Source organism: Streptomyces sp. NPDC086777 (genome assembly GCF_040702065.1).
Classification (GTDB): Bacteria; Actinomycetota; Actinomycetes; order Streptomycetales; family Streptomycetaceae; genus Streptomyces.
On sequence record NZ_JBFBJI010000001.1, the window covers coordinates 533432 to 552458 of the forward strand.

Consider the following 19027-nt stretch of genomic DNA (forward strand, 5'->3'; position numbering starts at 1 on the left):
GGTTCGGCCTGTTCACCTCCCTGAGTTCCCCGGGCGCGGACGTCTATGCCGACGTCGGCCGAGGCATGGGCGCTACCCGGCATCGGCCGAGACGCCGACGCTGCGCCGACATCGGCCGCTACGCCGACATCGGCCGCTGCGCCCTGATCGACTGCAGCAGCCCCACCGCCACCCACACCGCGAACATCGACGAACCGCCGTACGACACGAACGGCAGTGGCAGGCCGGTGACCGGCATGATGCCGAGGGTCATGCCGATGTTCTCGAACGCCTGGAACGCGAACCACGCCACGATCCCGGCCGCGACGATCGTGCCGTACAGCTCGGTCGCCTCGCGGGCGATGCGGCAGGCGCGCCACAGGATGACCCCGAGGAGCACGATGATCAGGCCCGCGCCGACGAAGCCCAGCTCCTCCCCCGCGACCGTGAAGACGAAGTCGGTCTGCTGCTCGGGGACGAACTGGCCGGTGGTCTGCGAGCCGTGGAACAGGCCCGCGCCGGTCAGGCCGCCGGAACCGATCGCGATCCTGGCCTGGTTGGTGTTGTAACCGACGCCGGCCGGGTCGAGACTCGGGTTGGCGAAGGCGGCGAAGCGGGCGATCTGGTACTCGTCCAGGATGTGCAGCTGCCAGATGGCGATGCAGCCGACCACGCCGGCGGTGAGCAGGCCGAAGACCCAGCGGTTGGAGGCGCCGGAGGCGAGCAGCACCCCGAGGATGATCGTCACCATGACCAGGACCGTGCCGAGGTCGGGCATGAGCAGCACGATCAGGATCGGGACCGCGGCCAGGCCGAGGGACTGCAGGACGGTGCGGTGGTCGGGGTACTTCTTGTCACCGGCGTCGACCCGCGCCGCCAGTATCATCGCCATGCCCAGGATGATCGTGATCTTCACGAACTCGGCGGGCTGCAGCGAGAAGCCGCCGCCGAAGACGATCCAGTTGCGGCTGCCGTTGATGGTGGCGCCCAGCGGGGTGAGCACCGCGAGGATGCCCACCAGGGAGAGGCCGTAGAGGATCGGCACGGCATTGCGGAGCTGGCGGTGGCCGACCCAGATGGTGGCGATCATCAGGGCGAGCCCGATGCCGGTGTTCATCAGGTGCCGGACCAGGAAGTAGTACTGGTCGCCCTGGTTGATCTCGGTGCGGTTGCGGGTGGCCGAGTAGACCAGCACCGAACCGAGCAGGGACAGGGCGACCGCGGCCAGCAGCATCGGCCAGTCCAGGCGGCGGGTCAGCGAGTCCCGGGCGAAGATCCGGGTCCAGCCGGCCCGCGCCGGGCCGTACCCGGAGACGGAGAAGCTGTTGACGCCGGTCATGTGAGCATCCTCCGGCTTCCCCGCCTGCGGGCTCGTCTGCGGGTGTCTCGGTTGCCCGAGGACGGGGAGGCCGTGGTGGCGCCGGGGGTCTGCCCGCCGTCGGTCTTCTTGTCGCCCTGCTTGGAGTAGACCTCGAAGTCCTTCCCGGGGTCCTTGGAGACCTTCGGGGAGTCGATCGTGCCGTCCGTGCGGACCTTCGGCAGGCCCTTCTGCGGGGTGTAGAGCAGCGCCTTGTTCTTGTCGATGGAGCCGTCGGCCGCCACGCCGTACAGCGCGCTGTAGATGTTGCGGACCGCCTCACCGGAGGCACCGGAACCGGTACCGGCCTGGGAGATGGTCATGATGACCGTGTAGTCCTTGCTGTAGGTGGCGAGCCAGGACGTGGTCTGCTTGCCGTAGACCTCGGCGGTACCGGTCTTGCCGTGCAGGGCGATCTTGTCCTGCGGCCAGCCGCCGAACTTCCAGGCCGCGGTACCGCGGGTGATGACGCCCGCGAAGGCCTCGTCCATGCCCTTCAGGGTGGCCTGGGTGACCGGCAGCTTGCGGACCACCTTGGGCTTGATCTCCTGGACGGTCCTGCCGTCGGCGCTGATGACCGCCTTGCCGATGGTCGGCCGGTACTCGGTGCCGCCGTTGGCCACGGCGCCGTAGATCATCGCCTCCTGTATCGGCGTGACGAGGGTGTCGCCCTGGCCGATGGAGTAGTTGATCTCGTCGCCCTCGCGCATCTTGTTGCCTTCGAGGCAGTTCTCGTACTCGATCTTCTCGACGTAGGTGCCGTCCTTCTTCCCGGACTTGCACCAGGCGTCCTTGTTGGCCTTCCAGTAGTCGACCTTCCACTGGCGGTCGGGGACGCGGCCGGTGACCTCGTTGGGCAGGTCGATGCCGGTCTCCTTGCCGAGGCCGAACTGGTGGGCGGTCTTGAAGAAGTAGTCCTTCGGCTCACCCGGCTTGGGGTTGATGCCGCCGTCCCTCTTCCACTCGCGGTCGGCGAGGCCGTAGAAGACGGTGTCGCAGGAGACCTCGAGGGCGCGGCCCAGCGAGATGTCACCGAAGTTCTCGCCCTCGAAGTTCTTGAAGACCTGGCCGCCGACCGAGTACGAGCTGGTGCAGGGGTAGCCGCCGTCCCAGGCGTAGCCGGCGTTGACCGCGGCGGCGGTGGAGACCACCTTGAACGTCGAACCGGGGGCCGCCTGACCCTGTATGGCCCTGTTGAGCAGCGGGTAGTCGGAGTTCTTGCCGGTGAGGGCCTTGTAGTCCTTGGCGGAGATGCCGCCGACCCACACGTTCGGGTCGTAGGTCGGGGCGGAGGCCATGGCGACGATCCGGCCGGTCTTGGCCTCCATCACGACGACGGCGCCGGAGTCGGCCTTGTAGTTCTCGTGGGTGATGCTGTCGTACTGCTGGCGGGCGGCCTTCATCGCCTTGTCCAGCTGGTACTCGGCGACCCGCTGGACGCGGGAGTCGATGCTGGTGACCAGGTTGGAGCCGGGCTCGGCGGCGTCGGCCTTGGCCTTGCCGATGACGCGGCCGAGGTTGTCGACCTCGTAGCGGGTGACGCCGGCCTTGCCGCGCAGTTCCTTGTCGTACTCGCGCTCCAGGCCGGACCGGCCTACCTGGTCGGAGCGCAGGTACGGGGAGGAGGTGTCCTTGGCCTGCTGGATCTCGTCGTCGGTGACCGGGGAGAGGTAGCCGAGCACCTGGGCGGTGTTCGACTTGCCGGGGCTCGCGTAGCGGCGGACGGCCTCGGGCTCGGCGGTGATGCCGGGGAAGTCCTCGGAGCGCTCGCGGATCTGCAGGGCCTGCTTGGCGGTGGCCTCGTCGGTGATCGGGATCGGCTGGTACGGCGAGCCGTTCCAGCAGGGCTGGGGGGTCTTGGCGTCGCAGAGGCGGACCTTCTGCAGGACGTCCGTGGGGCTCATCCCGAGGACGCCCGCGAGCTTGGTCAGGACCGCCTTGCCGTCGTCCTTCTGCTTGAGCAGGTCGGTGCGGGAGGCGGAGACCACCAGCCGGGTCTCGTTGTCCGCGAGGGGGACTCCGCGGGCGTCCAGGATCGAGCCGCGCACGGCGGGGTCGACGACCTGCTGGACGTGGTTGCCGGAGGCCTCCTTCTGGTACGCGGAGCCCTCCCGGATCTGCAGGTACCACAGGCGGCCGCCGAGGGTGCCGAGCAGGGAGAGGACGAGGATCTGGATGACGACGAGACGGATCTGGACCCGTGGGGTCCGACCTGTCTCGGGAATGTTGGTCACTGGGCTGTCTCCCCCTCTCCCGGCACAAATGTGCGTGCGCGTACGCATGATGAACGATCCAGCTGTGAGACCGCGTGCCGCCCCCGTGCACCCGTTCGAGTGAACTCACCCGCGTTCACAGGCGCTTGACCCCCTTGATGCGGCCGACGCGGACATTGCGGGTGCGGGCCCTGGCCTTGAGGGCGCCGAGGCCGCCGCGCTGGCCGCCGATGCGCATGCCGGTGCCGGAGGAGATCCAGCCGGAGGAGATGTCGCCCGCCTTGCCGCCGGAGTTGGCCTCGGTGAGCGGGTCGTGGTCGGCGCGGCGGGCCACGGCCATGACGCCGGGGACCACGAACGGGGCGAGCAGCAGGTCGTACAGGGCGGCCGTGACCAGCAGGCTGGTCATGCCGACGTGCCGGGCGGCGGTGTCGCCGACGAGGGCGCCGACGCCGGCGTACAGCAGGGTGGAGCCGACGGCGGCGGCGACCACGACGAGCATCGGGCCGGTCGCGGACTTCAGGCGGCCGTTCTCCGGCTTGATGAGGCCGGCGAAGTAGCCGACGACGCACAGCACCAGGGCGTAGCGGCCGGCCGCGTGGTCGGCGGGCGGGGCGAGGTCGGCGAGGAGTCCGGCGCCGAAGCCGACGAGGGCGCCGCCCACATGGCCGTAGACCATGGCGAGGCCGAGGACGGTGAGCAGCATGAGGTCGGGGACGGCGCCGGGCAGGTGCAGGCGGGCGAGGACGCTCACCTGGATCACCAGCGCGACGACGACCAGGGCGGCGGAGAGCAGGATCCGGTTGACACGCATGGGGGATTCAGCTCCTACTGCTGCTCGCCGGTGGTGTCGGACGCGTTGGTGCTCGCGTCCGCGGAGGGGGTGACCGTGACGGTCACCGTCGGGGTCGGGGTCGGTTTCGGCTTGGCCGGGAGCACCTCGTCACGCGGGTCCTTCTTCGGTGCCTGGACGACCACGCCGACGATGTCGAGCTTGGTGAAGGACACGAACGGCGTGACGTACAGGGTGCGGGTCAGGCCGCCGTTGGACGGGTCGACGCGGGTGACCGTGCCGACCGGGACGCCGGGCACGAACGGCTTGTCGCCCTGGGAGCCGAAGGTGACGAGCCGGTCGCCCTTCTTCACCTCGGCCTTGCTGTCGAGGAGTTCGACGCGCAGCGGGCGGTCGCCCTGTCCGGAGGCGAAACCGAGTTCGTCGCTGCCCTCCATACGGGTGCCGACGGTGAAGTCGGGGTCGTTGGCGAGCAGCACGGTGGAGGCGTCGGGGCCGACGGTGGTCACGCGCCCGACCAGGCCGCTGCCGTTGAGGACGGTCATGTCCCGCCTGATGCCGTCGTTGTAGCCGACGTCGATGGTGACGGTCCAGGAGAAGCCCTGCGCCGACCCTATGGCGATGACCTGGGCGCCCTTGATGCCGTACTGGCCCTCGGCCGCGACGTTGAACATCTTCTCCAGCTGGGTGAGGCGGCTGCGGTTGCGGTCGTCGCTGCCGAGCTTCGCCTTGAGGGTCGCGTTCTGCTTCTCCAGCCGGGCGAGCCGGTCGTGCCGGCCGCCGGAGTCGCGGACGGCGGAGACGGCGTTCCCGACCGGGTCCACCACCGTCGACATGCCGTTCTCGATCGGGCCGAAGGCCGCGGCCGCGGCCTGCCGGGCACCGTCGACCGGGGAGTTCCTGCCACCTCGGATGTCCACCGTGATCAGCGCGAACGCGATGGCGATCAGCAGCACCAGGAGCAGCCGGCTCTCTTTCGTGTCCCTCACGTGCGGCGGCCGTGCCTTCCTCGATAGGAACTTGCGGAGCTTGATTTCGGAAGCTTGTGAAGCAGGTGGGGCATGTGGGGGGGGCGCGGAGGCTTGTGGGGGGGGGGAAGTCGCTCTGTGCGAGCCTATGCCTCCATATCAACGATCCGCCGCACGAGAGGAGATCATCTCGTACGGCGGAATCGAAGAGTTGTGTCATCTGCGCGGCTGGGCGTCCAGGACCTGCTGGAGCGCCTCGAACTCCTCGACGCACTTGCCGGAGCCGAGCGCCACGCTGTCCAGCGGGTCCTCGGCGATGTGGATCGGCATGCCGGTCTCCCGGCGCAGCCGCTCGTCCAGACCGCGCAGCAGGGCTCCGCCGCCGGTCAGAACGATTCCCCTGTCCATGATGTCGCCGGACAGCTCCGGCGGGCACTTGTCGAGGGTGGTCTTGACGGCGTCGACGATCGCGTTGACCGGCTCCTCGATCGCCTTGCGGACCTCGGCGGCCGAGATGACGACGGTCTTGGGCAGGCCGGAGACCAGGTCCCGGCCGCGGATCTCGGTGTGTTCGTCGGAGTCGAGCTCGTACGCCGAACCGATCGTGATCTTGATCTGCTCGGCCGTCCGCTCACCGAGGAGGAGCGAGTACTCCTTCTTGATGTGCTGGATGATCGCGTTGTCCAGTTCGTCGCCCGCGACGCGGATGGACTGGGCGGTGACGATGCCGCCGAGCGAGATGACCGCGACCTCCGTGGTACCGCCGCCGATGTCCACCACCATGTTGCCGGTGGCCTCGTGGACCGGCAGGCCGGAGCCGATGGCAGCGGCCATGGGCTCCTCGATGATGTGCACCTGGCGGGCACCGGCCTGCGAGGACGCCTCGATGACGGCGCGGCGCTCGACACCGGTGATGCCGGAGGGCACGCACACGACCACGCGCGGCCGCGCGAGGTACCGGCGCTTGTGGATCTTGAGGATGAAGTAGCGGAGCATCCGCTCGGTGATCTCGAAGTCGGCGATCACGCCGTCCTTCAACGGCCGCACGGCGACGATGTTGCCGGGCGTGCGCCCGATCATCTTCTTCGCCTCCGCGCCGACCGCGAGAATTCCACCGGTGTTCGTATTGATCGCGACAACGGACGGCTCGTTGAGTACGATCCCGCGACCCCTGACGTACACCAGCGTGTTGGCGGTCCCGAGGTCGACAGCCATGTCACGGCCGATGAACGACATTGAGTTCCCCATCAGGATTCGTCTGGCCTTCCCGGGAGCTTTTGAGGGCATTTCAGGTCGGCGAAGTGGGTGCTGTGACGTGAAGGCTTCCATGGTAGACGCGCCTGCACGAACACTGCGCGAGGGTCTTCGCCATTGTCAGCACGTGTACGGCCGCCTCGCTTGTGGAGACGGTCCGACGGGGCCACTCGTTCCCCCGATCGGCACGCATATGCCGAGGGACGACCGAAATCGTTCGGCCGTCCCGGATCGTGCGGCTCAGTGGACTGACGCCTCGTCAAGAACTTCCACGAAAACTCCGTACGGGCCTTTGCGGGGCCCTGACGGTCCCTAGGCGCGGCCGGGGAAGAAGATCTTGACCTCGCGCTCGGCGGACTCCTCGGAGTCGGACGCGTGGATCAGGTTCTCGCGGACGATCACACCGAAGTCGCCGCGGATGGAGCCGGGCGCGGCGGCGATCGGGTCGGTGGGGCCGGCCAGGGCGCGGATGCCCTCGATGACCCGCTCGCCCTCGACGATCAGGGCGACCGACGGGCCGGCGGACATGAACTCGACCAGCGGCTCGTAGAACGGCTTGCCGACGTGCTCGGCGTAGTGCTGCTCCAGCGTGGCGCGCTCCAGGGTGCGCAGCTCCAGCGCGGTGATCTGCCAGCCGGCCTTGCGCTCGATACGGCTGATGATCTCGCCGGTCAGGCCCCGACGAACGGCGTCGGGCTTGAGCAGGACGAGGGTGCGCTGGGTCACGGGAGGGCTCCTTCGGTACTGGCCGGGTGCGGTGAGGAGAGGCTACAGGGCTGGTCTGAGCGACCGTTACACAGTGTGCGGGTCGGTGGGGCGGCCGCTCCCGGGGGCCGCCGCCCCCGGCCCCCCGCTTCGGCCCGAACGGCCTCGTCCTCGAACGCCCGACGGGCCGATCCGTGCAACCGGCCGGCCTTCGCCTTCACACACCCGACGGGCCGAGGGGCAAGAAGCGCCCGCTTCACCTGTCGGGCACCGGACGGGCCGAGTCGTGGTGCAGGCCGGTGTTCGTACCTGCACGCCCGACGGGACGGGGTGGGGTGCTGACCGGCATGCGGGACCGTGCGGCCGGACGGCTGAGGCGCGGTGTCGGCTGTTGCCGGGCGCTCAGGCGCCCGTCGGGGTGTTCTGCGTGGGGTGGGCCGCGAAACGGGCCTTGGCCTCGTCGATCTTCCTTCCGTAGTGGACGGAGGCCCACCACAGGCCCGCGAAGATCGCGCCCATGAAGTACATGGTCGGGACGTAGACCCCGGACGCGACCAGGGCGATCTGCAGGGTCCAGCCGAGGGCGACGCCGCCGGGGCGGGTGATGACGCCGCACAGGGCCAGGCACAGGAACATGGCGATGCCGCTGACCAGCCACACCGTGGAGGTGGAGAGGCCGGGGTCCTTCATGGCGACCAGGGCGGCGAAGCCGATGACGAAGAACTCGCCGATCAGGGTCGAGGAACAGAGCGTGCGCATGGTCAGGCCCTCCCGAGGAGCAGTCGGGCCTCGCCGACGGTGATGACGGAGCCGGTGACCAGGACGCCGCCGCCCGCGAACTCGCCCTCCTCCTCGGCCAGCGTGATCGCGGCCTCCAGGGCGTCGGGAAGCCGTGGCTCGACCTGGACGCGGTCCTCGCCGAACACCTCGACGGCGATCGCGGCCAGCTCGTCCGCGTCCATCGCGCGGTGGCTGGAGTTCTGGGTGACCACGACCTCGGCGAAGATCGGCTCGAAGGCCTCCAGCAGGCCGCGGACGTTCTTGTCGCCGCTGGCCCCGACCACGCCGATCAGCCGGCTGAAGTCGAAGGCCTCGCCGACGGCCTCGGCGGTGGCGCGGGCGCCGGCCGGGTTGTGGGCGGCGTCGAGGACGACGGTGGGAGAGCGCCGTACGACTTCGAGACGGCCCGGGGAGGAGACCGCCGCGAAGGCCTTGCGGACCGTGTCGATGTCGAGGCGCTCGGGACGCTGGGCGCCGACGCCGAAGAACGCCTCCACCGCCGCCAGCGCGACGGCCGCGTTGTGGGCCTGGTAGGGGCCGTGCAGCGGGAGGTAGACCTCGTCGTACTCGCCACCGAGGCCGCGCAGCGTGAGCAGCTGGCCGCCGACGGCGACCTGGCGGGCGACGACGCCGAACTCGAGGCCCTCACGGGCGACGGTGGCGTCCACCTCGACGGCCTTCTTGAGGAGCACCTGCGCCGCGTCGACCGGCTGCTGGGCCAGGATCACGGTGGCGTCCTGCTTGATGATGCCGGACTTCTCGCCGGCGATCTCGGCGGTGGTCTCCCCGAGCCGGTCGGTGTGGTCGAGGTCGATGGGGGTGACGACGGCCACGTCCCCGTCGATGACGTTCGTGGCGTCCCAGGAGCCGCCCATGCCGACCTCGACGACGGCGACGTCCACGGGGGCGTCCGCGAACGCCGCGTACGCCATGGCGGTGAGGACCTCGAAGAAGGAGAGTCGATACTCCTGCTGCGCGTCGACCATCTCGACGTAGGGCTTGATGTCGCTGTACGTCTCGATGAACCGCTCGGCGGAGACCGGGGCGCCGTCGAGGCTGATGCGCTCGGTGATCGACTGCACGTGCGGGCTGGTGTAGCGGCCGGTACGGAGTTCGAAGGCGCCGAGCAGGGCCTCGATCATGCGGGCGGTGGAGGTCTTGCCGTTGGTGCCGGTGATGTGGATCGAGGGGTACGAGCGCTGCGGCTCGCCCAGCACGTCCATGAGGGCGGCGATCCTGGTGACCGAAGGCTCCAGCTTGGTCTCGCCCCAGCGGGTGGCGAGCTCCGCCTCCACCTCGCGCAGGGCCCGGTCGACCTCGGGGTCCTCGGGGCGGCCCGGGACGTCGGCCTGCTGCGGGCCGCCCCCGGTGCGCAGGGTCCGGCTGCCTGCCTCGATCACCGCGAGATCGGGGTCGCGTTCCGTCTCGGCCGCGACGATCTCGTCGAAGCCGTCCTCGGAGCCGTCCTCGAAGTCGCCGTCGAAGCTCTCATGGGGGTCGCGCGGGGGCAGATCACTCACGGCACCAGTCTACGGAGCCCGGCGCGCGCGTCGACGCGTCGGGCACCGGCAGCGCCTGCTCGCACCAGATCGTCTTGCCCGCGGAGGTCTGCCTGGTCCCCCACCGCTGGGTGAGCTGGGCCACCAGCAGCAGGCCGCGGCCGCCCTCGTCGAAGACCCGGGCCCGCCGCAGGTGCGGGGCGGTGCTGCTGCCGTCGGAGACCTCGCAGATCAGCATCGTGGTGTCGCGGATGAGCCGCAGCTGGATCGGGTCGCCGCCGTAGCGGACGGCGTTCGTGACGAGCTCGCTGACCACCAGTTCGGTGGTGAAGGACAGCTCGTCCAGCTTCCAGGCGGCGAGCTGGCCGGTGGCCAGGGTCCGGGCCCCCGCCACCTGCTCGGGATCGGCGGCCACCTCCCAGGCGGCGACCTGGTCACAGGGCAGGGCGCGGGTGCGGGCGAGCAGCAGGGCGACGTCGTCGGCGGGTTCGGCGGTGCGCAGCGTGGCCACCACCCGGTCGCAGGCCGCCTCCAGCGACTCCCCCTCCCCGGCCGGGATGAGCGCGCGGCGCAGCCGGTCCAGGCCGTGGCCCATGTCCAGGCTGCGGGAGAGCACCAGGCCGTTGCTGAACAGGGCGAGGACGGAGCCCTCGGCGAGGTCCAGGTCGGTGGTCTCGAACGCCAGCCCGCCGAGCCCGAGCGGCGGGCCGGCCTGGCCGGGCGCCGGCTCCACCGACCCCTGGGGGGTGATCACGAAGGGCAGCGGGTGGCCCGCGCTGGCCAGCGAGCAGTGCCGCGAGACCGGGTCGTAGACGGCGTACAGGCAGGTCGAACCCACCTCGCCGGCCTGTTCCCCGGCGCCGTCGTCGAGGTGCAGGACCAGGTCGTCGAGGTGGGTGAGGAGTTCGTCGGGGGGCAGGTCGACGTCCGCGAGGGTGCGGACCGCCGTGCGCAGCCGGCCCATGGTGGCGGAGGCCTGGATGCCGTGGCCGACGACGTCACCGACGACCAGGGCCACCCGGGTGCCCGACAACGGGATCACGTCGAGCCAGTCGCCGCCGACGCCGGCCCGGGTGCCGGTGGGCAGGTAGCGGTAGGCGAAGTCGACGCTCGGGCAGTCCGGCAGGCCGTGCGGGAGCAGGCTGCGCTGCAGTGCCAGCGCGGTCTCGCGCTCCCTGGCGTAGCGGCGCGCGTTGTCGATGGCGGTGGCGGCCTTCGCGGCGAGTTCCTCGGCGTCGGACAGGTCGTCCTCCTCGAACGGCGGGGAGTCCCGGGTGCGCCAGAAGACGATCACCCCCATCAGGACGCCCTGGGCCGACAGCGGTGCGGTGATCAGCGAGCGCATGCCGTAGTCGAGGAGCTGTTCGGTGCGCCGCGCGTCGGGAAAGCTCGCGGTACGGGTGACCCGGAGGTCGGCCATGAGGGCCGGGGCGGCGGCGGTGTGGCGGGTGGCGCCGGGCGGCGGGTCCACGGCGATCAGGGCACCGGTGGAATCCAGCGGGGAGTCGTCGCGGACACCGCCCCGGGCGACGCGCCGCAGGACGGTCTCGGCGGCCGTCGGCTCGCCGCCGTGCAGGACGGACTCCTCCAGGTCGACGGTGACGAAGTCGGCGAAGCGCGGGACGGCCACCCGCACCAGCTCGTCGGCGGTCCGCCCCACGTCCAGGGTGTTGCCGACGGCGGTGCCGGCGTCGTAGAGCAGCCGCAGGCGCCGGTGGCTCTTCTCCAGCGAGCTCGCCATGGTGTTGAACGCCGTCTCCAGCTGCCCGATCTCGCGGCGGCCGGACGGCGGCACCCGGGCGGCCATGTCCCCGGCGGCGAGCCGGGTCGCGAAGCCGGCCATCCTGCGCACCGGCCAGACGATCACCCGGGTCACATAGGCGCCGTAGGCGACGATCAGGAGGACCGCCGCGCCGACGCCGACCGAGGCGGAGATCGTGAGCATGCGCATCCGGGCCTCCAGCGCGCTCTCGCGCTGGTTGATCGCGGCGCGCTCGGCGCGGACGTAGTGGGAGAACTGGGACCGGAGTGCGTCGAGCCGCTGCTTGCCCTCCATGGTCCGTGCCGTGCTGCTCGCGTCGGGATCGCCGCGCCGGGCCTCGGCCACGAGCGGGACCGAGTAGTCGTCGACGAAGGACTGGCCGGACCGCTGGATCTGCTGGGCGAGCTGCCGCTGGGCGGGGGACGTGCTGACGTCCACGAGCCGCTGTGCCTGCGCGGGGAACGCGGCCCGGGCGACCCGCCAGGGTTCGAGGAACGTGTCCTCGCGGGTGATGACGTAGCTGCGCTGGCCGCCCTCCATGTCGAAGAGGGCGCCCTGGACCATGCCGACCTGGGTCAGGGCGGGCCGGCCGCTGCGCGCGGAGAGCAGGGAGTGCTGGGCGTCGGCGATCGCCAGGACCAGCATCAGGAAGACGAGGCCGATGAGCACGGCGAGCAGGCCGCCCGCGCCCGCCGCCAGGGGGACCAGTCCCCGGCGCGGAGGTGTTCTCGTTCGGCCCCTGTGCTGCATGTGGGCGTTCCCTCCACCGCATGGCACCAAAAAGGAACATTACGGTCATGTTCCTACTTCTGGATTGTAGGGCGGTGGCTGGTCGGCGCTTTGTGGCGTCCGGCGGCCCCGTGGGAGGGGACCGCCGGACGCCTGCGGGGAACGCGCCTGGGCTACGCCTCCGGGAGGCGGTCCAGCTGGGCCTGGATGCGGGCGATGTCCTCCTCGGCCTTGGCGAGCCGGGTGCGGATCTTCTCCACCACGTTGTCCGGGGCCTTCGCCAGGAACGCCTCGTTGCCGAGCTTGCCCGTCGCCTGTGCCTTCTCCTTCTCGGCGGCCGCGAGGTCCTTCGCGAGGCGCTTGCGCTCGGCGGCCACGTCGATGGTGCCGGAGAGGTCGAGGGCGACCGTGGCGCCGGCCACCGGGAGCGTCGCCGTCGCCGCGAAGGCGTCGCCCTCGGGCTGCAGGCGCAGCAGCTGGCGGATGGCCGCCTCGTGCGGGACGAGGGCCGTGCCGTCGAGGGTGAGGCGGGCCGGGACCCGCTGGCCGGGCTGCAGGCCCTGGTCGGCACGGAAGCGGCGGACCTCGGTGATGACCGACTGGAGGGTCTCGATCTCCCGCTCGGCCGCCTCGTCCCGGAAGCCGCTGTCGGCCGGCCAGTCGGCGATGACGACCGACTCGCCGCCGGTCAGCGTCGTCCACAGGGTGTCCGTGACGAAGGGGACGACCGGGTGCAGCAGCTTCAGGGTCACGTCCAGGACCTCGCCCAGGACGCGCCGGGAGACCTCGGCGCTGCGGCCGCCCGCCTGGAACGTCGTCTTGGACAGCTCGACGTACCAGTCGAAGACCTCGTCCCACGCGAAGTGGAAGAGGGAGTCGGACAGCTTGGCGAACTGGAAGTCGTCGTAGAACGCGTCGACTTCGGCGACCGTCTCGCCCAGGCGGGAGAGGATCCAGCGGTCCGTCGCCGACATCTCGGCCGGGTCCGGGAGCGGGCCCTCGACGGTGGCGCCGTTCATCAGGGCGAAGCGGGTCGCGTTCCAGATCTTGTTGGCGAAGTTGCGGGAGGCCTGGACCCAGTCCTCGCCGATCGGGACGTCAGTGCCGGGGTTGGCGCCGCGGGCCAGGGTGAAACGGACGGCGTCGGAGCCGTACTTGTCCATCCAGTCCAGCGGGTCGACGACGTTGCCGAAGGACTTCGACATCTTCTTGCCGCGCTCGTCACGGACCAGACCGGTCAGCGCGATGGTCCGGAAGGGGACCTCGCCGTCCATGGCGTTGAGGCCGAACATCATCATCCGGGCGACCCAGAAGAAGATGATGTCGTGGCCGGTGAGCAGGACGTCGGTCGGGTAGAACTTGCGCAGGTCCGCGGTCTGTTCGGGCCAGCCGAGGGTGGAGAAGGGCCACAGGCCGGACGAGAACCAGGTGTCGAGGACGTCGGTGTCCTGCTTCCAGCCCTCCGCCTCGGTGCCGGGCGGCTGCTCGTCGGGGCCGACGCAGACGACCTCGCCGGCGGGGCCGTACCAGACCGGGATGCGGTGGCCCCACCACAGCTGGCGCGAGATGCACCAGTCGTGCATGTTGTCGACCCAGTCGAAGTACCGCTTCGACATGTCCTCGGGGTGGATCTTCACCCGGCCGTCGCGGACCGCGTCACCGGCGGCCTTCGCCAGCGGGCCGACCTTGACCCACCACTGCATGGACAGCCGCGGCTCGATGGTGGTCTTGCAGCGCGAGCAGTGGCCGACGCTGTGGACGTAGGGCCGCTTCTCGGCGACGATCCGGCCCTGCGAGCGCAGCGCCGCGACGATCGCGGAACGCGCCTCGAAGCGGTCCAGGCCCTGGAACGGGCCGTGGACGGTGATGACCGCCCGCTCGTCCATGACGGTGATGGACTCCAGGCCGTGCCGCTGGCCGATCGCGAAGTCGTTCGGGTCGTGGGCCGGGGTGACCTTGACGGCACCCGTGCCGAACTCGGGGTCGACGTGCGTGTCGGCGACGACGGGGATCGTACGGTCCGTCAGCGGGAGCTTGATGCGCTTGCCGACGAGGTGCCTGTACCGCTCGTCCTCCGGGTGGACGGCGACCGCGGTGTCGCCGAGCATCGTCTCCGCACGGGTGGTGGCGACGACCAGCGTCTCGTCGCCCTCGCCGTACTTGATGGAGACCAGCTCGCCGTCGTCCTCCTGGTACTCCACCTCGATGTCCGAGATGGCCGTCAGGCAGCGCGGGCACCAGTTGATGATGCGCTCGGCGCGGTAGATCAGCTCGTCGTCGTAGAGCTTCTTGAAGATGGTCTGGACGGCCTTGGACAGGCCCTCGTCCATGGTGAAGCGCTCGCGGTCCCAGTCGACGCCGTCGCCGAGGCGGCGCATCTGGCCGAGGATCTTGCCGCCGTACTCTTCCTTCCACTGCCAGACCCGCTCGACGAACTCCTCGCGGCCCAGGTCGTGGCGGGACTTGCCCTCCTCGGCGAGCTGCTGCTCGACCTTGTTCTGGGTGGCGATGCCGGCGTGGTCCATGCCGGGCAGCCACAGCGACTCGAAGCCCTGCATGCGCTTGCGGCGGGTCAGCGCGTCCATCAGCGTGTGCTGGAAGGCGTGGCCAAGGTGCAGGGAGCCGGTGACGTTGGGCGGCGGGATGACGATGGTGTACGCGGGCTTGTCGCTCTTGGCGTCGGCCGCGAAGTAACCGCGCTCTACCCAGCGCTCGTACAGCGGCCCCTCTACGTCGGCCGGCGCGTACTGGGTCGGCAGTTCGGTGCTGGGCGCTGTGGGCTGCTGCTGAGGATTCTCGGTCACGCGGCCCAGTTTAGAGGTGTCTCAGGGCTGTCCCGAAACGCGTTTGTTCCGTAACGGTGGGCACCCCCGCGCCATGGGTCCCCCGTGCCTGCGCCAGGATGTCAGGAACACATAAGCATCTGGAGGGGAACCCAGAGATGAGCTACAACCAGCCGGGCCCGTACGGCGCGCCGCCGCCCCAGCAGCCGGGACCGTACGGGCAGCAGCCGGGTCCGTACGGCGGGCCGCCGCAGGCGCCGCAGCCCGGCTACGGCTATCCGCAGCAGGCTCCCCCGGGGGCCCCGCCGCAGCCGGGGCCCTACGGGCAGCAGCCGCCGCAGCCGGGCTACGGCCAACCGCAGCAGGGCGTTCCCCCGCAGCCGAATCCGTACGGCCAGCAGCCCCCGTACGGCCAGCCCCCGTACGGCGTTCCGCAGCCGCCGGTTCCGGGGGGCGGGAAGAAGAGGACGGGGCTGATCGTCGGGGCGGTGGCGGTGGTCGCCGCCGTCGCGGTGGGCGCGTACTTCGTGCTCGCCGGGGGCCGCGCCGGCGACGGCATCAAGGACGACGGCGCGCACAAGCTGACGACGCCCGCGACGGTCGTCGACGGGACGTACAAGAAGTCGGACAGCGCCGACAGCTCGGGCGGGCTGACCGACTCGGACGTCTCGGACTTCGAGAAGATGGGCGTGAAGAACCCGAAGTCCGTCAGCGCCGGATACGGGAGCGGCTCGGGTCTGACGACGAAGAGCCTCTCCTTCGCCGGGGTGTACGGGACGATCGACGACCCGGAGGCCGTCGTCGACGCCATGTTCGCCAAGGTCAAGTCCGAGTCCGAGAAGAGCGGTTCGACGGACAAGAGCAAGCTGGTCGGGAGCCCCGAGACGGTCAGCCCCGCGGGCTTCGCCAACGGCATCATGAAGTGCCAGCTGGTGCAGATCGACAACAGTTCCGGTGCCTCCGCCGGCGAGCCGACGACACTCAAGACGCCCATGTGCATCTGGGGCGACCACAGCACGGTCGCCCTCGTCACGGCGTTCAGCTACGCGAATCTGTCGGGGAGCGACGACAGCCTGATCTCGGGCAACGCGGAGACCACGGCCAAACTGCGGAACGACGTCCGCGTCAAGCTCTAGCGACTCCACGCCGGGCTCCGGGCCTGCTCCGGCGCAGGCCCGGCGCAGGCGCGGCGCAGGCGCGGCGCAGGCCCGGCGTACGACGACGGAAGGGGCCCCGGTCACACTCGACCGGGGCCCCTTCCGTCGTTCGCCGTACGGGGGTTACGCCGACTTCTGCTCCCCCGCGCCCCGCCCGCGCGCGTCGCGCGGGATCAGGGTCGGGTTGACGTTGGAGTGGACGACGTCGGCGGTGATGACGACGCGGGCCACGTCCTTGCGGGACGGGACCTCGTACATCACCGACATGAGGACCTCTTCCATGATGGCGCGCAGGCCGCGGGCGCCGGTCTGGCGGAGGATCGCCTGGTCGGCGATGGCCTCCAGGGCCTCGCGCTCGAAGTCCAGCTCCACGCCGTCGAGTTCGAAGAGGCGCTGGTACTGCTTGACCAGCGCGTTGCGCGGCTCGATCAGGATCTGGAGGAGGGCTTCCCGGTCGAGGTTGTGCACGCTCGTGATGACGGGGAGCCGGCCGATGAACTCCGGGATCATGCCGAACTTGACCAGGTCCTCGGGCATGACGTCCTCGAACTGGTCCTTGGACTGCAGTTCGCGCTTGGAGCGGATGGTAGCGCCGAAGCCGATGCCCTTGGCGCCCGCCCGGGACTCGATGATCTTCTCCAGGCCGGCGAACGCACCGCCCACGATGAACAGTACGTTCGTCGTGTCGATCTGGATGAACTCCTGGTGCGGGTGCTTGCGGCCGCCCTGCGGCGGGACCGACGCCGTGGTGCCCTCCAGGATCTTCAGCAGGGCCTGCTGCACGCCCTCGCCGGAGACGTCCCGCGTGATCGACGGATTTTCACTCTTCCGCGCGACCTTGTCGATCTCGTCGATGTAGATGATCCCGGTCTCGGCCTTCTTGACGTCGTAGTCGGCGGCCTGGATCAGCTTGAGGAGGATGTTCTCCACGTCCTCGCCCACGTAGCCGGCCTCCGTCAGCGCGGTGGCGTCGGCGATCGCGAACGGGACGTTCAGCATGCGGGCCAGGGTCTGCGCGAGGAGCGTCTTGCCGGAGCCGGTGGGGCCCAGCAGGAGGATGTTGGACTTCGCCAACTCGATGGCGTCGTCGCGGCCCTGGGCGCCGCCGTTCTCCCCCGCCTGAACGCGCTTGTAGTGGTTGTACACCGCGACCGAGAGGGCCTTCTTGGCGGGCTCCTGGCCCACCACGTAGCCCTCCAGGAACTCGTAGATCTCACGGGGCTTGGGGAGTTCCTCCCAACGCACCTCGCTCGTCTCGGCGAGCTCCTCCTCGATGATCTCGTTGCAGAGATCGATGCACTCGTCGCAGATGTACACACCGGGCCCTGCGATGAGCTTCTTGACCTGCTTCTGGCTCTTGCCGCAGAACGAGCACTTGAGCAGATCGCCGCCGTCACCGATGCGTGCCACGGTGTGCTTCCCCTTCGCCTGGGAGACGCCTGGACTCTCTCGAATCCAGCGGCTCCTGGTGCTGCCTTATGTCGACGGTACCTTGCCGGGCCCCTCGTACGGGCCCCCCTTGGCACGGTTCACTTTGACGTGCACCGTGCGGTGCGCGCGGTCGAACCGTGCCAAGAGCGGCAGAGAACACATTCTCTGCCGACGGCCTGCGTCAGCGGACGTCGGTGTTGTTCATCTTCCGGGTGGAGATGATCTGGTCCACGATGCCGTAGTCGAGCGCTTCCTCGGCCGTGAGGATCTTGTCGCGCTCGATGTCCTCGCGGACCTGCTCGATCGGCCGGTTGGAGTGCTTGGCCAGCATGGTCTCCAGCTGGTCACGCATGCGCGTGAACTCCTTGGCGATGATCTCCAGGTCGGAGAGCTGGCCACGGCCGGTGGAACCGGCCGGCTGGTGGATCAGCACGCGGGAGTTCGGCAGCGCCATGCGCTTGCCGGGCGTGCCTGCGGCCAGCAGGATGGCCGCGGCGGAGGCCGCCTGGCCCATGCAGACCGTCTGGATGTCGGGCTTCACGAACTGCATCGTGTCGTAGATCGCCGTGAGGGCGGTCATGTCGCCGCCGGGGCTGTTGATGTAGATCGAGATGTCCCGGTCCGGGTCCATCGACTCCAGGCACAGCAGCTGCGCCATGACGTCGTTGGCGGAGGCGTCGTCGATCTGGACGCCGAGGAAGATCACGCGCTCCTCGAAGAGCTTCGCGTACGGGTCGTACTCGCGGATGCCCTGGGAGGTGCGCTCGACGAAGCGCGGGATGACGTAGCGGGCGTCGGGCCGGGGCCCGTCGTAGCGGGCGTCAGCCGTGCCGGGGATGTTGCTCATGAGGGTGTTCACCGTCCTGGTGGCGTTCGGGGGGCTGGAGTCTCGGCGGAGCGTGGCGTGGCCGGGCCTGGTCTCAGGCGCCGGTGCCACCGCCTCCCGGAACACCGGAGGCATGCGTGATGATCTCGTCAATGAGACCGTACTCCTTGGCCTCTTCCGGGGTGAACCAGCGGTCGCGGTCGCCGTCGCGGATGATCGCCTCGACGGTCTGGCCGGAGTGCTGCGCGGTCAGCTCGGACATGCGCTTCTTGGTGCGCAGCAGGTACTCGGCCTGGATCTTGATGTCCGAGACCGTACCGCCGAGGCCCGCGGAGCCCTGGTGCATCATGATGTCGGCGTGCGGCAGCGCGAAGCGCTTGCCGGCGGCGCCGCCGGTGAGCAGGAACTGGCCCATCGAGGCCGCCATGCCCATCGCGATGGTCACCACGTCGTTCGGGATGTACTGCATGGTGTCGTAGATCGCCATGCCGGCGGTCACCGAGCCACCGGGGCTGTTGATGTAGAGGTAGATGTCCTTGCCGGGATCGGCCGCGAGCAGCAACAGCTGCGCGGTGATCTTGTTCGCGATGTCGTCGTCCACCTGCTGACCCAGGAAGATGATCCGCTCGCCGAGCAGCCGGTTGTAGACCTGGTCACCGAGGCCACCACCGATGGAAGGCTCGCCGGCGGCGGAGGGCATCAGATTCGTCACGTATCCACCTGCTCGTCATGTACGACGGCGTTGGGCCGTCTCACGTTTCCCTGGCCGGGGGCTTGGCCGGGGGCTGCAG

Annotated in this window: 14 protein-coding genes; 1 reads left to right on the forward strand and 13 read right to left on the reverse strand. The window is 69.9% G+C overall.

Annotated elements, in window-relative coordinates; translation table 11 throughout:
- Nucleotides 1-118: 118 nt before the first annotated feature.
- The 10 genes from rodA to AB0472_RS02440 all read right to left on the reverse strand — a co-directional run bounded on the left by rodA (nucleotide 119) and on the right by AB0472_RS02440 (nucleotide 14843).
- Nucleotides 119-1318, reverse strand: coding sequence for a rod shape-determining protein RodA (gene rodA / locus AB0472_RS02395; RefSeq protein WP_366352616.1), 1200 nt, complete (start codon nucleotides 1316-1318; stop codon nucleotides 119-121).
- Nucleotides 1315-3570 (reverse strand): penicillin-binding protein 2, encoded by a 2256-nt coding sequence (gene mrdA / locus AB0472_RS02400; RefSeq protein WP_366352618.1) that lies wholly within the window; start codon nucleotides 3568-3570, stop codon nucleotides 1315-1317. Before mrdA ends, rodA begins: the two co-directional genes overlap by 4 nt.
- Before the next feature lie 115 nt (nucleotides 3571-3685).
- Nucleotides 3686-4363: a rod shape-determining protein MreD gene (mreD, locus tag AB0472_RS02405; protein WP_366352620.1), complete on the reverse strand. Its 678-nt coding sequence runs from the start codon at nucleotides 4361-4363 to the stop codon at nucleotides 3686-3688.
- A gap of 14 nt (nucleotides 4364-4377) precedes the next feature.
- On the reverse strand, nucleotides 4378-5331 hold the full coding sequence (mreC, locus tag AB0472_RS02410; protein ID WP_366352622.1) for a rod shape-determining protein MreC: 954 nt from the start codon (nucleotides 5329-5331) through the stop codon (nucleotides 4378-4380).
- Between the two features lie 195 nt (nucleotides 5332-5526).
- On the reverse strand, nucleotides 5527-6546 hold the full coding sequence (locus AB0472_RS02415) for a rod shape-determining protein (RefSeq protein ID WP_046734341.1): 1020 nt from the start codon (nucleotides 6544-6546) through the stop codon (nucleotides 5527-5529).
- A gap of 330 nt (nucleotides 6547-6876) precedes the next feature.
- Nucleotides 6877-7290, reverse strand: coding sequence for a nucleoside-diphosphate kinase (gene ndk / locus AB0472_RS02420; protein ID WP_093503045.1), 414 nt, complete (start codon nucleotides 7288-7290; stop codon nucleotides 6877-6879).
- Between the two features lie 381 nt (nucleotides 7291-7671).
- Nucleotides 7672-8028: a DUF4233 domain-containing protein gene (locus AB0472_RS02425; RefSeq protein ID WP_366352625.1), complete on the reverse strand. Its 357-nt coding sequence runs from the start codon at nucleotides 8026-8028 to the stop codon at nucleotides 7672-7674.
- A gap of 2 nt (nucleotides 8029-8030) precedes the next feature.
- Nucleotides 8031-9488, reverse strand: a complete 1458-nt coding sequence (locus AB0472_RS02430; RefSeq protein ID WP_366352717.1) for a folylpolyglutamate synthase/dihydrofolate synthase family protein — start codon at nucleotides 9486-9488, stop codon at nucleotides 8031-8033.
- 73 nt (nucleotides 9489-9561) lie between these two features.
- The gene (locus AB0472_RS02435) at nucleotides 9562-12060 is read right to left on the reverse strand and encodes a SpoIIE family protein phosphatase (protein ID WP_366352627.1); all 2499 of its coding nucleotides are present in this window, start codon (nucleotides 12058-12060) and stop codon (nucleotides 9562-9564) included.
- Nucleotides 12061-12212: 152 nt separating this feature from the next.
- The gene (locus AB0472_RS02440; RefSeq protein ID WP_366352628.1) at nucleotides 12213-14843 is read right to left on the reverse strand and encodes a valine--tRNA ligase; all 2631 of its coding nucleotides are present in this window, start codon (nucleotides 14841-14843) and stop codon (nucleotides 12213-12215) included.
- 137 nt (nucleotides 14844-14980) lie between these two features.
- Here AB0472_RS02440 and AB0472_RS02445 point away from each other — a divergent pair, with 137 nt between their 5' ends.
- On the forward strand, nucleotides 14981-15958 hold the full coding sequence (locus AB0472_RS02445; protein WP_366352630.1) for a hypothetical protein: 978 nt from the start codon (nucleotides 14981-14983) through the stop codon (nucleotides 15956-15958).
- Between the two features lie 144 nt (nucleotides 15959-16102).
- On the opposite strand, the gene clpX is transcribed toward AB0472_RS02445, so the two are convergent.
- The 3 genes from clpX to AB0472_RS02460 form a co-directional block, all read right to left on the reverse strand.
- Nucleotides 16103-17389, reverse strand: a complete 1287-nt coding sequence (gene clpX / locus AB0472_RS02450; protein ID WP_093503035.1) for an ATP-dependent Clp protease ATP-binding subunit ClpX — start codon at nucleotides 17387-17389, stop codon at nucleotides 16103-16105.
- Between the two features lie 202 nt (nucleotides 17390-17591).
- Complete coding sequence (locus tag AB0472_RS02455; RefSeq protein ID WP_366352632.1) at nucleotides 17592-18257, reverse strand: ATP-dependent Clp protease proteolytic subunit; 666 nt, start codon at nucleotides 18255-18257, stop codon at nucleotides 17592-17594.
- A 73-nt stretch (nucleotides 18258-18330) separates the two neighbouring features.
- Nucleotides 18331-18936 (reverse strand): ATP-dependent Clp protease proteolytic subunit, encoded by a 606-nt coding sequence (locus AB0472_RS02460; RefSeq protein WP_093503033.1) that lies wholly within the window; start codon nucleotides 18934-18936, stop codon nucleotides 18331-18333.
- Nucleotides 18937-19027 lie beyond the last annotated feature (91 nt).

What these genes read in the sequence shown, in the direction of transcription:
- AB0472_RS02455 (WP_366352632.1), bottom strand. Translation starts at nt 18,257, where the DNA reads ATGAGCAACATCCCCGGCACGGCTGACGCCCGCTACGACGGGCCCCGG.
- AB0472_RS02445 (WP_366352630.1), top strand. Translation starts at nt 14,981, where the DNA reads ATGAGCTACAACCAGCCGGGCCCGTACGGCGCGCCGCCGCCCCAGCAG.
- mreD (WP_366352620.1), bottom strand. Translation starts at nt 4,363, where the DNA reads ATGCGTGTCAACCGGATCCTGCTCTCCGCCGCCCTGGTCGTCGTCGCG.
- AB0472_RS02425 (WP_366352625.1), bottom strand. Translation starts at nt 8,028, where the DNA reads ATGCGCACGCTCTGTTCCTCGACCCTGATCGGCGAGTTCTTCGTCATC.
- rodA (WP_366352616.1), bottom strand. Translation starts at nt 1,318, where the DNA reads ATGACCGGCGTCAACAGCTTCTCCGTCTCCGGGTACGGCCCGGCGCGG.
- AB0472_RS02415 (WP_046734341.1), bottom strand. Translation starts at nt 6,546, where the DNA reads ATGTCGTTCATCGGCCGTGACATGGCTGTCGACCTCGGGACCGCCAAC.
- AB0472_RS02460 (WP_093503033.1), bottom strand. Translation starts at nt 18,936, where the DNA reads ATGCCCTCCGCCGCCGGCGAGCCTTCCATCGGTGGTGGCCTCGGTGAC.
- AB0472_RS02435 (WP_366352627.1), bottom strand. Translation starts at nt 12,060, where the DNA reads ATGCAGCACAGGGGCCGAACGAGAACACCTCCGCGCCGGGGACTGGTC.